This window comes from Kitasatospora putterlickiae (assembly GCF_039527695.1).
GTDB classification, from domain to species: Bacteria; Actinomycetota; Actinomycetes; order Streptomycetales; family Streptomycetaceae; genus Kitasatospora; species Kitasatospora putterlickiae.
Window position 1 is genome coordinate 1 of the sequence record NZ_BAAAKJ010000194.1, and the last position, 13,381, is coordinate 13,381.

General features: G+C 74.7%; 13 protein-coding genes and 1 pseudogene. 8 read left to right on the forward strand and 6 right to left on the reverse strand.

Going from position 1 to position 13,381, the window contains the following annotated elements:
- A partial coding sequence (locus ABD308_RS19435; protein WP_344336266.1) for a tetratricopeptide repeat protein occupies positions 1-1,430 on the forward strand: 1,430 nt, incomplete at its 5' end.
- Between the two features lie 66 nt (positions 1,431-1,496).
- Here the strand turns inward: ABD308_RS19435 and ABD308_RS19440 are convergent.
- Positions 1,497-1,916 (reverse strand): Fur family transcriptional regulator, encoded by a 420-nt coding sequence (locus ABD308_RS19440; protein ID WP_344336269.1) that lies wholly within the window; start codon positions 1,914-1,916, stop codon positions 1,497-1,499.
- A 105-nt stretch (positions 1,917-2,021) separates the two neighbouring features.
- Here ABD308_RS19440 and ABD308_RS19445 point away from each other — a divergent pair, with 105 nt between their 5' ends.
- A complete protein-coding gene (locus ABD308_RS19445) occupies positions 2,022-3,500 on the forward strand; it encodes a catalase (protein WP_344336275.1) in 1,479 nt (492 codons plus the stop codon).
- 135 nt (positions 3,501-3,635) lie between these two features.
- On the opposite strand, the gene hisN is transcribed toward ABD308_RS19445, so the two are convergent.
- From hisN to ABD308_RS19470, 5 genes are all read right to left on the reverse strand, one after another.
- Positions 3,636-4,433: a histidinol-phosphatase gene (gene hisN / locus ABD308_RS19450; RefSeq protein WP_344336282.1), complete on the reverse strand. Its 798-nt coding sequence runs from the start codon at positions 4,431-4,433 to the stop codon at positions 3,636-3,638.
- Positions 4,434-4,522: 89 nt separating this feature from the next.
- Complete coding sequence (locus ABD308_RS19455) at positions 4,523-4,846, reverse strand: DMT family transporter (RefSeq protein ID WP_344336288.1); 324 nt, start codon at positions 4,844-4,846, stop codon at positions 4,523-4,525.
- A gap of 128 nt (positions 4,847-4,974) precedes the next feature.
- Positions 4,975-6,030: a ribosome small subunit-dependent GTPase A gene (gene rsgA / locus ABD308_RS19460; protein WP_344336292.1), complete on the reverse strand. Its 1,056-nt coding sequence runs from the start codon at positions 6,028-6,030 to the stop codon at positions 4,975-4,977.
- A 16-nt stretch (positions 6,031-6,046) separates the two neighbouring features.
- Positions 6,047-7,378, reverse strand: a complete 1,332-nt coding sequence (aroA, locus tag ABD308_RS19465) for a 3-phosphoshikimate 1-carboxyvinyltransferase (RefSeq protein ID WP_344336296.1) — start codon at positions 7,376-7,378, stop codon at positions 6,047-6,049.
- 87 nt (positions 7,379-7,465) lie between these two features.
- Positions 7,466-8,182 (reverse strand): M50 family metallopeptidase, encoded by a 717-nt coding sequence (locus tag ABD308_RS19470; protein ID WP_344336301.1) that lies wholly within the window; start codon positions 8,180-8,182, stop codon positions 7,466-7,468.
- A gap of 133 nt (positions 8,183-8,315) precedes the next feature.
- Between ABD308_RS19470 and ABD308_RS19475 the strand changes: the two genes are divergently transcribed.
- The 6 genes and pseudogenes from ABD308_RS19475 to ABD308_RS19500 all read left to right on the forward strand — a co-directional run.
- Complete coding sequence (locus ABD308_RS19475) at positions 8,316-9,074, forward strand: SOS response-associated peptidase (protein WP_344336308.1); 759 nt, start codon at positions 8,316-8,318, stop codon at positions 9,072-9,074.
- Between the two features lie 79 nt (positions 9,075-9,153).
- Positions 9,154-9,813, forward strand: coding sequence for an alpha/beta hydrolase family protein (locus ABD308_RS19480; RefSeq protein ID WP_344336314.1), 660 nt, complete (start codon positions 9,154-9,156; stop codon positions 9,811-9,813).
- 247 nt (positions 9,814-10,060) lie between these two features.
- Positions 10,061-10,804: a sigma-70 family RNA polymerase sigma factor gene (locus ABD308_RS19485; protein WP_425554802.1), complete on the forward strand. Its 744-nt coding sequence runs from the start codon at positions 10,061-10,063 to the stop codon at positions 10,802-10,804.
- Entirely contained in the window at positions 10,801-11,172 is a 372-nt protein-coding gene (gene rsrA / locus ABD308_RS19490; RefSeq protein ID WP_344336322.1) for a mycothiol system anti-sigma-R factor, read from the forward strand. The genes ABD308_RS19485 and rsrA overlap by 4 nt, the downstream gene beginning before the upstream one ends.
- Before the next feature lie 369 nt (positions 11,173-11,541).
- Positions 11,542-13,002, forward strand: coding sequence for an HD-GYP domain-containing protein (locus tag ABD308_RS19495; protein ID WP_344336328.1), 1,461 nt, complete (start codon positions 11,542-11,544; stop codon positions 13,000-13,002).
- 92 nt (positions 13,003-13,094) lie between these two features.
- Positions 13,095-13,381 (forward strand): annotated as a pseudogene (locus ABD308_RS19500) (metal-dependent phosphohydrolase); the annotation flags it as partial.

The following is a 13,381-nucleotide window of genomic DNA, read 5'->3' on the forward strand; positions in this document are numbered from 1 at the left end:
CCGGCAGCGCGCCCGCCGCCCACGCGCTCGGCCTGCAACTGCGCGACCAGGGCGAGGAGGAGGCCGCCGAGTACTGGCTGCACTTCGCCGCCGACCACGGCCACCCGCTGGGCGCCTACGCGCTGGGCGACCTCATGGAGCACCGCCGGGACGTGCGCGCCGAGCGCTGGTTCAAGGTGTCCGCCGACGCCGGGCACCGGGAGGCCGCCTACCGGCTGGCCCGGATGCGCGAGGCCGCCGGAGACAAGGAGACCGCCGAGGCCTGGTACCGGATCGCGGCCGCCCGCAGCCACGCCCGCGCCGCGCTGCGCCTGGGCGTGCTGCTGGAGGACCGGGCCGGCGGCGAGCAGGCGCTGCTGGACGAGGCCGCCCGCTGGTACCGCCAGTCCGCGCAGAACGGCGAGCCGCGGGCCGCCTGCGCGCTCGGCTACCTGCTGCGCGACGGCGGGGACCTCGCCGCGGCCGCCGAGTGGTGGCAGGAGGCCGCCGAGGCGGGCGACGGCAACGCGGCCAACGCACTGGGCGCGCTGCACGCCTCGCGCGGCGAGGCCGCCGAGGCCGAGCGCTGGTACCGCGGCGCGCTGGAGGCCGGCGACCAGAACGGCGCGTTCAACCTGGGCCTGCTGTGCGCCGGCGCGGGCCGCGACCAGCAGGCCGAGCAGTGGTACCGCCGGGCCGCGTACGCCGGGCACCGGGAGGCGTGCAACGCGCTGGCCGTGGTGCTGCTGCAGCGCGGCGACGAGTCGGGCGCCGCGCCCTGGTTCTCCAAGGCCGCCGAGGCGGGCAGCGTGGACGGCGCGTTCAACCTGGGCGTGCTGCACGCCGGTCGCGGCGAACACCGGCAGGCGCAGGAGTGGTACGCGCGCGCCGCCGCGGAGGGGCACGGCGAGGCGGCGCTGCAGCTGGCGGTGGTGCAGGAGCAGCGCGGCAACGCGTCGGGCGCCCTGGAGCGCTACCGGCAGGCGGCGGCGGGCGGTTCGGTGGAGGGCGCGTTCCGGCTGGCGTCGGTGCTGGACCGGCGCGGGGACGCGGACACGGAGGCCGAGCACTGGTACGCGGTGGCGGCGGACGCCGGGCACCGCCGGGCGCAGGTGCGGATGGGGGTGCGGGCGGCCGAGCGGGGGGCGCTGGAGATCGCCGAGAGCTGGTACCGGCGGGCGGCCGAGGCGGGCAGCCGCAGCGCGGCGTTCAACCTGGGGCTGCTGCTGGCCCGGCAGGACAGCGAGGCCGAGGCGATGCTCTGGTACACCCGGGCGGCGGACGCCGGGCACGGGCGGGCGGCGCTGCGGCTGGCGCTGCTGGCGCTGCGCCGGGGCGAGCCGGTGCAGGCCGAGGGCTGGTGCCGCCGCGCCGCCGACTACGGTCCGGCGGAGGTCGCCGAGCGCGCGGGCCGGCTGCTGGGCGCGCTGCACGCGGAGCTGAGCGCGTAGCGGGGCACGCTGTGAGGCGCGTAGCGGGGCGCGCGGCGGGGCTTCGCGCCCGCGCGCGGTCGGGCGTCAGGAGCCGGTGGAACAGTCCGGGCACAGGCCGCGGTAGGTGATCTCGGCGCCGGAGAGGGTGAAGCCGAACCGCTCGGAGGCGGGCAGAGCGGCCAGCGGGTCGCCCTGGGGGTGCACGTCGCGGATGGCGCCGCAGCCGTAGCAGACCAGGTGCTGGTGCGCGTGGTGCGCGTTGGGGTCGTAACGCTTGGCGCGGCCGTCGGTGGCGACCTCCAGCACCTCGCCCAGGCCGACGAGTTCGCCGAGGGTGTTGTAGACGGTGGCGCGGCTGATCTCGGGCAGCCGCTCGACCGCGCGGGCGTGCACCTCGTCGGCGGTCAGGTGGACGTGCTCGCCGTCGAGGACCTCGGCCACGACCCGGCGCTGCGAGGTCAGCCGCCATCCACGTCCGCGAAGTCTCTCCAGCAGGTCACTCATGGACTCAGGGTAAGTGACACTCCGAGTCTGGTTCCAGTGTTGACTTAGACAAAGTCCAAGTTAGGATCGGTTCGTCACGACCGGATCACGCGGAGGCCCCCTCACATGACTACCCAGGACGAGCTGCGCCCCACCCTCACCACGGAGGCGGGTGCCCCTGTCGCCGACAACCAGAACACCGAGACCGCCGGTGTCGGCGGACCGGCGCTGATCCAGGACCAGCAGCTGTTCGAGAAGCTCGCGCACTTCAACCGCGAGCGCATCCCGGAGCGCGTGGTGCACGCCCGCGGCGCCGGCGCCTACGGCACCTTCACGGTGACCGCGGACGTCACCGCGTACACCCGGGCGGCCTTCCTCTCCGAGGTCGGCAAGCAGACCGAGACCTTCCTGCGCTTCTCGACCGTGGCCGGCAACCTCGGCGCGGCGGACGCGGTGCGCGACCCGCGCGGCTTCGCGCTGAAGTTCTACACCGAGGAGGGCAACTACGACCTCGTCGGCAACAACACCCCGGTGTTCTTCATCAAGGACGCCAGCAAGTTCCCGGACTTCATCCACACCCAGAAGCGGGACCCGTACACCGGCTCGCAGGAGGCGGACAACGTCTGGGACTTCTGGGGCCTGTCGCCCGAGGCCACCCACCAGGTGACCTGGCTGTTCGGCGACCGCGGCATCCCGGCGTCCTACCGGCACATGGACGGCTTCGGCTCGCACACCTACCAGTGGCAGAACGAGGCCGGCGAGTACTTCTGGGTGAAGTACCACTTCAAGACCGACCAGGGGATCAGGAACCTCACCCAGGGCGAGGCCAACAAGCTGGCCGGCGAGGACCCGGACAGCCACCAGCGCGACCTGCGCGAGTCGATCGAGCGCGGCGAGTTCCCGAGCTGGACGGTCAGCGTCCAGATCATGCCGGCCGCCGACGCGGCGGACTACCGCTTCAACCCGTTCGACCTCACCAAGGTCTGGCCGCACGCGGACTACCCGCTGGTCGAGTTCGGCAGGCTGGAGCTGAACCGCAACCCCGACAACGTCTTCGCCGAGGTCGAGCAGTCGATCTTCTCGCCGTCGCACTTCGTGCCCGGCATCGGCCCGTCCCCGGACAAGATGCTGCAGGGCCGGCTGTTCGCCTACGCGGACGCCCACCGCTACCGCGTCGGCATCAACGCCGACCACCTGCCGGTCAACCGCCCGCACGCCACCGAGGCGCTCCACAACCACCGGGACGGCCACCTGTACGACGGCCGTCACGGGCGCCGCAAGAACTACGAGCCGAACAGCTTCGGCGGCCCGGTGCAGACCGGCCGTCCGCTGTGGGCGCCGACCGCGGTCGACGGCGTCACCGGCACCCACGAGGCGCCCTCGCACGCCGAGGACAACGACTTCGTGCAGGCCGGCGACCTCTACCGGCTGATGGGCGAGGACGAGAAGCAGCGGCTGATAGGCAACCTGTCCGGCTTCATCGCCAAGGTCTCCTCCGACCGCGAGGACATCGTCGAGCGGGCGGTGGACAACTTCCGCAAGGCCGACGCCGACTTCGGCCGGCGGCTGGAGAACGCGGTGCGGGAGCTGCGCAAGCAGCGCTGACGCACCGTGACGCGGGGCCCGGTGAGGGGACCCGCCGAGCAGCGGGCCCCGGGTGCCGCCGGAGAACCGGCACCCGGGGCCCGCACCACGTGACGGGGACTGTTGGAAGAGTCTCCATACAGGTCTAGGGAAGGATCAGACGCTCAGGCGGCGCAGCGCCTCCTCGTGCAGCAGGCCGTTGGAGGCGACGGCGTCGGCGCCGCCCGGGCCGGGGACGCCGTCCAGGCCGGTGAAGCGGCCGCCGGCCTCCTCGACGATGACGCAGTTCGCCGCCATGTCCCACAGCGACAGCTCCGGCTCGGCGGCGATGTCCACCGCGCCCTCGGCGACCATCATGTAGGACCAGAAGTCGCCGTAGGCGCGGGTGCGCCAGCAGGCCCGGGTGAGGTCGAGGAACGGGTCGAGGCGCCCGCGCTCCTCCCAGCCGGTGAGCGAGGAGTAGGAGAAGGACGCGTCCTCGATCCGCGAGACGCCGGAGACGTGGATCCGGGACGCCTTGGCGAGGCTGCGGCCGGCGAACGCGCCGAGGTCCTTGGCGGCCCACCAGCGGCGGTTCAGCGCGGGGGCGGAGACGATGCCGACGACGGGGCGCTCCACGCCGTCCGGGCCGTCCTCCAGCAGCGCGATCAGGGTGGCCCAGACCGGGACGCCGCGGATGTAGTTCTTGGTGCCGTCGATCGGGTCGATCACCCAGCGGCGCGGGCCGGAGCCCTGGAGGCCGAACTCCTCGCCGAGCACCGCGTCGCGCGGGCGGGCCCGCTGCAGGATGCCGCGCACCAGCTCCTCGGCGGCCTTGTCGGCGTCGCTGACCGGGGTCAGGTCGGGCTTGGTCTCGACCCGCAGGTCGAGCGCGCGGAAGCGCTCCAGGGTGACCGAGTCGGCCGAGTCGGCGAGGACATGGGCGAGTCGGAGGTCGTCGTGGTAGTCGGCCATGGTCGAAACCCTAGCGCGGGGCCGCCCCGCGGCACACGATCCGGGCGGCCGAGCGAGCCCCCCGCCCCGCCCCGGAGGCGGGCGGGCGGCTAATGAGCGGATCCGCTGAGCTGGAGGCCGATGACTCCGGCGATGACCAGGGAGATCGAGACGAGCTTGAGCACCGAGCTGGTCTCGTCGAGGAAGAGCATGCCGTAGATCGCGGTGCCGGCCGCGCCGATGCCGGTCCACACCGCGTAGGCGGGGCCGACCGGGAGCGTCTTCAGGGAGAGGGTCAGCAGGCCGAAGCTGCCGAGGGCGAAGACGCAGAAGCTGATGGTGGGCCAGAGCTTGGTGAAGCCCTCGCTGAGCTTGAGGTTGATCGCGAAGCCGGTCTCCAGCAGGCCGGCCAGGATCACCAGGGCCCATGCCATCGCGTGCTCTCCCTGTCGGTCGGCGAGTCGGTCGGCGGGCCGGGCCGTGATCCGGCCCGACTTTCCTATGATCACCACGACAGGGCGCTTCGACACCTCGAACGCCCAAACCGGCCCGGCGCCGGCCGTCAGTCGCCCTCGCGGGCCTCCTTGCTGGCCAGCAGACGGCGCAGCGAGTAGAGCCGGGCGGGGTCGGCGTGCCCGTCGGCCACCCAGGCGTCCAGCGCGCAGTCCGGCTCGTCGTGGCCGCACGCGCGCGGGCAGTCCGCGGTGCCGGGCTCCAGGTCCGGGAAGGCGTGGATGACCCGGGACGGGTCGATGTGCGACAGGCCGAAGGAGCGGAAGCCGGGCGTGTCGATCACCCAGCCCGCGTCCAGCGCCTTCTTCGAGCCGGGCTTGGCGCCGGGGGGCGGCGGCAGGCGCAGCGCGAGCGCGGAGACGGTGGTGTGCCGGCCGCGGCCGGTGACGGCGTTGACCCGGCCGGTGGTCCGCTGCCGCTCCGGGACGAGGGCGTTGACCAGGGTGGTCTTGCCGACGCCGGAGTGGCCGATGAACACGGTGCGCAGGCCGCGCAGGTGCTCGCGGACGGCCTCGGCGCCGGCGGTCTCCAGCTCGTCGCGGCGGGTGACGACGTACTGGATGCCGAGCGGGGCGTAGGACTCCAGCAGCGGCTCGGCCGGGGCCAGATCGGACTTGGTGAGGACGAGCAGCGGCTCCATGCCGGCGTCGTAGGCGGCGACCAGACAGCGGTCGATCAGCCGGGGCCGGGGCTCCGGGTCGGCCAGTGCGGTGACGATGGCGAGCTGCTCGGCGTTGGCGACGACGATCCGCTCGTAGGGGTCGTCGTCGTCCGCGGTGCGCCGCAGCACCGAGGTGCGCTCCTCGACCCGGACGATCCGGGCCAGGGTGTCGGTGTCCCCGGAGAGGTCGCCGACCAGGGAGACGGTGTCGCCGACGACCACGCCCTTGCGGCCCAGCTCGCGGGCCTTCATGGCGACGACCTCGTGCTCCTGCTTCGTCCCCGGGTCGATCAGGCAGGTCAGCCGGCCGCGGTCGATGGTGAGCACCATCGCCTCGGCGGCGTCCTCGTGCTTGGGCCGGATCCGGGTCCGCGGCCGGGAGCCCCGGCGCGCGGGGCGGTTGCGGATGTCGTCCTCGTCGGCGTCCTTGCCGTAGCGGCGCATGTGCCCAGTCCTCCGCTCAGCCGCCCGCCACCGGGCCGGCGAGCAGCTCGTCCCACATGGCGGGGAAGTCCGGCAGCGTCTTGGCGGTGGTGGCCACGTTCTCCACCTGGACGCCGGGCACGGCGAGGCCGATCACCGCGGCGGCGGTGGCCAGGCGGTGGTCCTCGTAGGTGTGGAAGACGCCGCCGGTCAGCTTGCGCGGGCGGATCCGCAGGCCGTCCTCGGTCTCGCTGACGTCGCCGCCGAGGCCGTTGATCTCCTTGGCGAGGGCGGCCAGCCGGTCGGTCTCGTGCAGCCGCAGGTGGGCGATGCCGTAGAGGTGGGACTCGGAGTCGGCGAGGGCGGCGACCGCGGCGATCACCGGGGTGAGCTCGCCGACGTCGTGCAGGTCGGCCTCGATGCCGTGGACGCGGCCGGTGCCGGTGAAGCGCAGGCCCTCGTCGGTGAACGCGCAGTCGCCGCCCATCCGGGTGTAGAGGTCGCGCAGCTGGTCGCCGGGCTGGGTGGTGTGCTTGGGCCAGTCGCGGACGGTGACCTGGCCGCCGGTGACCAGGGCGGCGGCGAAGAACGGCGCGGCGTTGGAGAGGTCGGGCTCGACGACCAGGTCGCGGCCGAGCAGGGCGCCGGGGGTGACCCGCCAGACGTCCTTCTCGCCGCCGTCCCCGGGGGCGTCGACCTGGACGCCGGCCAGCCGCAGCATGTCGACGGTCATCCGGATGTGCGGCAGCGAGGGGACCGGGCCGCCGACGTGCCGGACCTCGACGCCGTTGTTGTAGCGGGCGCCGGACAGCAGCAGGGCGGAGACGAACTGGGAGGAGGCGGAGGCGTCGAGTTCGACGGTGCCGCCGTCCAGCGCGCCGGTGCCGTGCACGGTGAGCGGGAAGGTGCCGCGGCCGCCGTCCTCGATCCGGGCGCCGAGCACGCGCAGCGCGTCGATCACGCCGTGCTGGGGGCGCTCGTGGCTGCGCGGGTCGCCGTCGAAGTGGACCGGGCCGTCGGCGAGGACGGCGAGCGGGGGCAGGAAGCGCATGACCGTGCCGGCGTTGCCGACGTCGACCGAGGCGGGGCCGCGCAGCGCGGGGGCGGGGATGACCCGCCAGGCCTCGCCGCCGCCGGTGCCGCCGGTGTCGTTGTTGACCTGCTCCTCGATGGTGACGCCGAGCGCGCGCAGGCCGTCGGCCATCAGCTGGGAGTCGCGGCTGCGCAGCGGGCGGCGCACCCAGCCGGGGCCGTCGGCGAGTGCCGCCAGCAGCAGGGCCCGGTTGGTGACCGACTTGGAGCCGGGGATGGTGACGGTGGCGTCCACGGGGGTGGTCGCGACGGGGGCGGGCCACAGGGTCTCGGTCATGGGCCCAAGTCTAGGGGCCGTGGTGGGGCCCGCCCGTTCGCCTCCGACGCCGGGGCCCGGGGCGGGGTGCGGCGGCGCGCGGGGCGGTCAGAGGGGGTGCAGCAGCCAGCTCGCGCCGAGGGCGAGGGCGGCGAGGGCGGTGATGAGGAAGAGGACGGTCCAGGCGAGGCCGGGGACGCCGGTGAGGCGGGCGAGCTGGTCCGCGTCGGAGCCGTGGCCCTGGCCGTGGTGGCGCTGGCGCTGGAGTTCGAGGACCGGGCGGACGGAGCCGAGGAGCAGGAACCAGGTGCCGAGGTAGGCGAAGCCGGCCTGGACGTCGGGGGAGCCGAACCAGGAGACGAGGAAGAAGGCGCCGCCGGTGAGCAGCACGGAGAGGAAGCCGTAGGCGTTGCGGATCCGGACCAGCAGGGCGAGCAGCAGGGCGATGGCGAGCCACAGCAGCAGGGTGACGCGGCCGGCGGCGAGCAGGGCGGCGCAGCCGAGGCCGAGCAGGGCGGGGGTGGTGTAGCCGGCGGCGAGGGTCAGGAGCCAGCCGGGGCCGGTGGAGCGGCCGTAGGACAGCGTGAGGCCGGAGGTGTCGGAGTGCAGCCGGATGCCGGCGAGCCTGCGGCGGGTGGCGAGGGCGGCGAGGCCGTGGCCGCCCTCGTGGGCGATGGTGATGGCGCCCCGGGCGATCCGCCACAGCGGGCCGGCGAGGACGGTGAGCAGGGCGGCGGCGCCGGTGGCGAGGGGGAGCCAGCCGGGTGGGGCGGGCTGGGTGCCGGTGACGGCGGTCCACAGTTCGTCGAGGGTCCTGGCGTCCATGCGTCTCCTCCGCCTCGGTCCGGCCGTTCCTTCCGGGGTGGCAGCCTGCCATGGGGAGGACGGCGGGGCGGCGGCGGGTGGTTCTGGGGCGGACGCGGGCCCGGGGCGGGCGGGGCGTGGCAAGCTGACGGTCATGTGTGGTCGCTTCGCCGCGAGTAGCCGGCCCGAGGACATCGTCGAGCTGTTCGGTGTCGAGCAGTGGGATCCGGCCGAGACGCTGGACCCGAGCTGGAACGTCGCGCCGACGCAGAGCGCCTTCGTGGTGCTGGAGCGGCAGGCGAAGGGGGCGGCGCGGCCGGTGCGCCAGCTGCGGGTGCTGCGCTGGGGGCTGGTGCCGCAGTGGGCCGGGTCGCCGGAGACGGCGGTGAAGATGATCAACGCGCGGGCGGACACGGTGCACGAGAAGCCGGCGTACCGGCAGGCGTTCGCCGCGCGCCGGTGCGTGCTGCCGGTGGACGGCTACTACGAGTGGCAGACGGTGCCGGGGGAGCGGGGGAAGGCACGGAAGAAGCCGTTCTTCGTGTCCCGGGCGGACGGCGCGCCGCTGGCGCTGGCGGGCCTGTACGAGTTCTGGCGCAACCGGGCGGTGCCCTCCGACCACCCGGAGGGCTGGCTGGTGACGTTCACGGTGGTGACGACGGAGGCGGAGGAGCTGCTGGCGCCGATCCACGAGCGGATGCCGCTGTTCCTGGACCCGGGGTCGTTCGACGCGTGGCTGGACCCGGGGCTCGACGACAGCGGGTCCGAGGAGCTGCGGCGGCTGCTGATACCGCCGCCGCCGGGGGCGCTGCGGGTGACGCCGGTGTCGCCGGACGTCGGCAGTGTCCGCAACGACCACCCCGGGCTGACCGAGCCCCATACCGAGGTCGAGTACGAGACCACGCTGTTCTGAGTTGTCTGAGTCGTTCCGAGTCGTTCTGGCCGCCGGCCCTGGTGACGGGGACCGCGGCCGTGTTGAGAGGACCGCAGCCGTGACCGCCGCGAAACCCGCCCCCGTGACCACGGAGCCGGTGCCCACGCCCGCCGGGGACGCCCGGATCACCCTGCACCCGGCCGCCGCGCCGCGGGCGGTACTGGCGCTGGGGCACGGCGCCGGCGGCGGGATCGAGGCGCGGGACCTGGCGGCGCTGGCCGCCGCCCTGCCGGCCCGGGGCGTGTCGGTGGCGCTGGTGGAGCAGCCCTGGCGGGTGGCGGGCCGGAAGGTGGCGCCCGCGCCGGGGACGCTGGACGCGGGATGGGTGCCGGTGGCCGAACGGCTGGCCGGGACGGGCCTGCCGCTGGTGGTGGGCGGGCGCAGCGCCGGGGCGCGGGTGGCCTGCCGGACCGGGGCGGCGAGCGGGGCGGTGGGGGTGGTGGCGCTGGCGTTCCCGCTGCACCCGCCGGGCCGGCCGGAGAAGAGCCGGGCCGGGGAACTGCTCGGCTCGGGGCTGCCGACGCTGGTGGTGCAGGGGCCGAAGGACCCGTTCGGCGGTCCGGCGGAGTTCCCGGAGCTGCCGGACTCGCACGAGCTGGTGGCGCTGCCGGCCGGCAACCACGGGTTCGAGGTGCCGAAGCGGGCCGGAACCGGGCAGTCGGAGCTGCTGGAGATGATCGTCTCGGCCGTCGGGGACTGGGTGTCGCGGGTGGTGTGAGCCGCTCCCGGGGGAGCGGGAATGCGGGCGGGGCGGCCGTGGTTGACACGGTCGTCAGGTGGAGTCCCGGTGGAAGGCAGGGCAGATGGGTTCGATCGCGTGCCCCGAGCGGCCGGAGGAGCGCGAGGCCGGGTCGGCGTTCGCTCCCTCCTGGTCGGAGTGGCTAGTCGCGGGCGAGAAGCCCGTCAGCCCGATATCCTCACTTTCGGGGCGGCCCGCGGTGGGTCGTGTCCGTCATGCCGAGGAGGTGGGTCCGGTCGTCGGGACCGAGCACGAGGCCGAGCCGGGCCGGGGCCCGGAGGAGGGTCCGCCCGTGGGCGAGGCGCTCACCGGTGAGGAGCTGGCCGAGGCGATCGGTGAGGACACCTTCCGGGTGTCGGCGGAGGAGACCGAGGAGGCCCGGCGGGAGCGCTTCGAGCGCGACGCCCTGGGCTACCTGGATCCGATGTACTCGGCCGCGCTGCGGATGACCCGCAACCCGGCCGACGCGGAGGACCTCCTGCAGGAGGCGTTCGCGAAGGCGTACGCGTCGTTCCACCAGTTCCGCGAGGGCACCAACCTCAAGGCGTGGCTGTACCGGATCCTCACCAACACCTTCATCAACTCGTACCGCAAGAAGCAGCGGGAGCCGCAGCGCACCGCCGCCGAGGAGATCGAGGACTGGCAGCTGGCCCGGGCCGAGTCGCACATGTCGACGGGTCTGCGCTCGGCGGAGACCCAGGCCCTGGACCACCTCCCGGACAGCGATGTGAAGGACGCCCTCCAGGCCATCCCGGAGGAGTTCCGCATCGCCGTCTATCTCGCGGACGTAGAGGGCTTTGCGTACAAGGAGATCGCGGACATCATGGGTACTCCCATCGGTACGGTGATGTCCCGGCTGCACCGCGGCCGCCGTCAGTTGCGCGGCATGCTGGAGGACTACGCCCGCGAGCGCGGGCTGGTCCCGGCCGGTAGCGGGGCAGGGCAGGAAGCGAAGGGCTCGGGCTCATGAGCTGCGGCGATCCGCACGACACCGAGTGTGGCGAGGTCCTCGACCACCTCTACGAATTCCTCGACAACGAGATGGCCGAGGGCGACTACGTCAAGCTGCGCGTGCACTTCGAGGAGTGCTCGCCCTGCCTGAAGCAGTACGGACTGGAGCAGGCGATCAAGGCGCTGATCAAGCGTTCCTGCGGCTGCGACGACACCCCGGCGGACCTGCGCGGCAAGGTGCTGGCCAGGATCGACTCGATCCGGGCCGGGCAGCGCACGGGCGAGGCGGTGGCGGTCTCCGTCGAGACGACGGTCGAGGTGCACGCCGAGGCGGCCGGGGAGCCGGCCGGGCCGGGCCGGGCCGCGGAGGCGGCGGCCGGGACCTGAGCACGGGTGCGCCGTCCGGCGCACGGCGGGTCATGAACGCGGGCGGCCCCGGGAGCGGATGCTTCCGGGGCCGTCGTGTGTCCGCGTCCCCTCCGCCCGTCCTTCGCCCTCACTCGTTCGAGTGAGTTGGCGGTGTGCCAGCAGCGGCATTGCGCGATCACGCGTCCCGGTGCCGGAGCGGCGTCCTATCCTCCTGACGGACGCTCACCACCGCCCGTCCGCCGCCGCTTCGGCGTGCCCGGGCGTCCGGCGGGCGGGCCGGGACTGAACGGGCCAGGGCGGCGCGGGCCAGCACGCGGGGAGGTCGACATCGCTACCGACAGGGCAGACGCGGACCTGCCGCCGGGGGCGGCGCGCTACCTCGTGGCCGTGCCGGTGCTGGCGCTCTGCTGCCTGCTGCCGCTGCTGCCGTTGCTGCCGTTGCCCGCTCCGGCGGACGCGACGCACTGGCTGGGCGCCCCGGTGGACTGGCCGAAGGTCGGGCTGCTGGCCTTCCTGCACGGCTGCTGGGAGTCGCTCGCCCAGGGTCTGTCGACGCCCTGCCTGCGGTTCGGGCGGCTGCTGCTGCGCCGTCCGCCGCTGCGCGCCCGCAGGCCGGTGCGGCCGGGGGTCAACGCGTTCTTCCCGGTGCTGTTCGCCGGGGTGCTGATGCTGCCGCCGTCCGCCGCCGCGCTGGTCGCCGTCCCGGCGGCGCTGCTCGGGGCGGGGGCGGCGGCGGAGGGCCGGCGGCGCCAGGTGTGGAACGGCGCGCAGCTCGCGCTGTCCGCCTTCGCGGCTTCGGCGGTGTTCCACCTGCTGGCCGGGCCGCAGTTGCTGCTCGGCTCCCGGTTCCCCGCCGCGCTGCTGCCCGCGTTCGCCGCGCTCGGCGCGTTCTGCCTGGTCAACGGCGCCCTGGTGGGCGGCATGCGGGTGCTGGCGGAGGGCCGGCGGCCGGCCGGGCTGCTGCGCGATGCCTCCGCCGCGCCGGGGGTGCCGGGGGTTCCGGTGCTGGTGCACGCGGCGGGCGGGCTGATGCTCGCCGTGCTGTGGCAGGGACCGTACGGCGCGTTCGCGGCGCTGCTGGCCCTGCTGCCGCTGTCCATCTCGGCGTGGGTGTTCGCCCAGGGGCACCGGGAGCGCGACGCCCACCAGGCGACCGTCCAGGCGCTCGTCCAGGCGGTGGAGATCAAGGACGCCTACACCCGGGGCCACAGCGAACGGGTCGGCCGGGCTGCGGTGCTGATCGCCGATCAGCTGGGCATGGAGGCCGAGCGGCTGCGCACCCTGCGGTACGCGGGCGTCCTGCACGACGTCGGCAAGCTCGGCGTGGCCACCGAACTGCTGCGCAGAAACGGTCCCCTCACCGAGGCGGAGCGCCGGGCCGTCGAGGTGCACCCGGTGTACGGGTACGAGCTGGTGCGCGGGATCGCCTTCCTCGGCGAGGCGCACGCCGGGATCCTGCACCACCACGAGCGGATGGACGGCCGCGGCTACCCGGCGGGGCTGGCCGGTGAGCAGATCCCCGAGTTCGCCCGGATCATCTCGGTCGCCGACGCCTTCGACTCGATGACCTCCACCCGCTCCTACCGGCGCGGCCGGCCGGTCTCCGAGGCGGTCGCCGAGCTGGAGCGCTGCTCGGGCAGCCAGTTCGACCCGGTGATGGTGCGGGCGCTGGTGGACGCGCTGGCCGTGCACGACTGGCAGCCGGTGCTGCCGCCGTCCCCGGACTGCATCAAGGCGGTGCCGGACATCCCGCTCGGCGTGCCCGAACCGGCCCGGGCGGCGCCGGGCGGGGTGCCCGTCCAGGGCGGTGGCGGTGGCGGCGGCGTGCCGACGGCCGGGGCGTCATGAGCGCGCGGCGGGGCGCGTCGGTTTCGCGGGACGGCGCGAGGCGGTCGGCGAGCGCCGGGCGTGCGGACGTACGGCAGGGGTGCGCCGGTGCGGTGTGCGCGGTGCACGGGGTGGCGCTGGCGTTGCTGGCGGCGTCCTTCGGGGCGGTGGCGGTGCGCGGTCCGGCCCAGCCGGGGGTGGCGCTGGCGTTCACCGCGCTGATCGCGCTCGGCGAGTGCGTGCGGATCACTCTTCCGGGCGACCGCGAGCAGGCGCCGATCGGGGCGGCGGGCGCGCTGGCGTACGCGCTGCTCGGGTCGGTGCGCGGGCTGCCGGCCGGGCCCGGGGTGCTCCAGGTGGCGGCGGTGACCGGCGCGGGGCTGCTGCTGGCGCTGCTGCC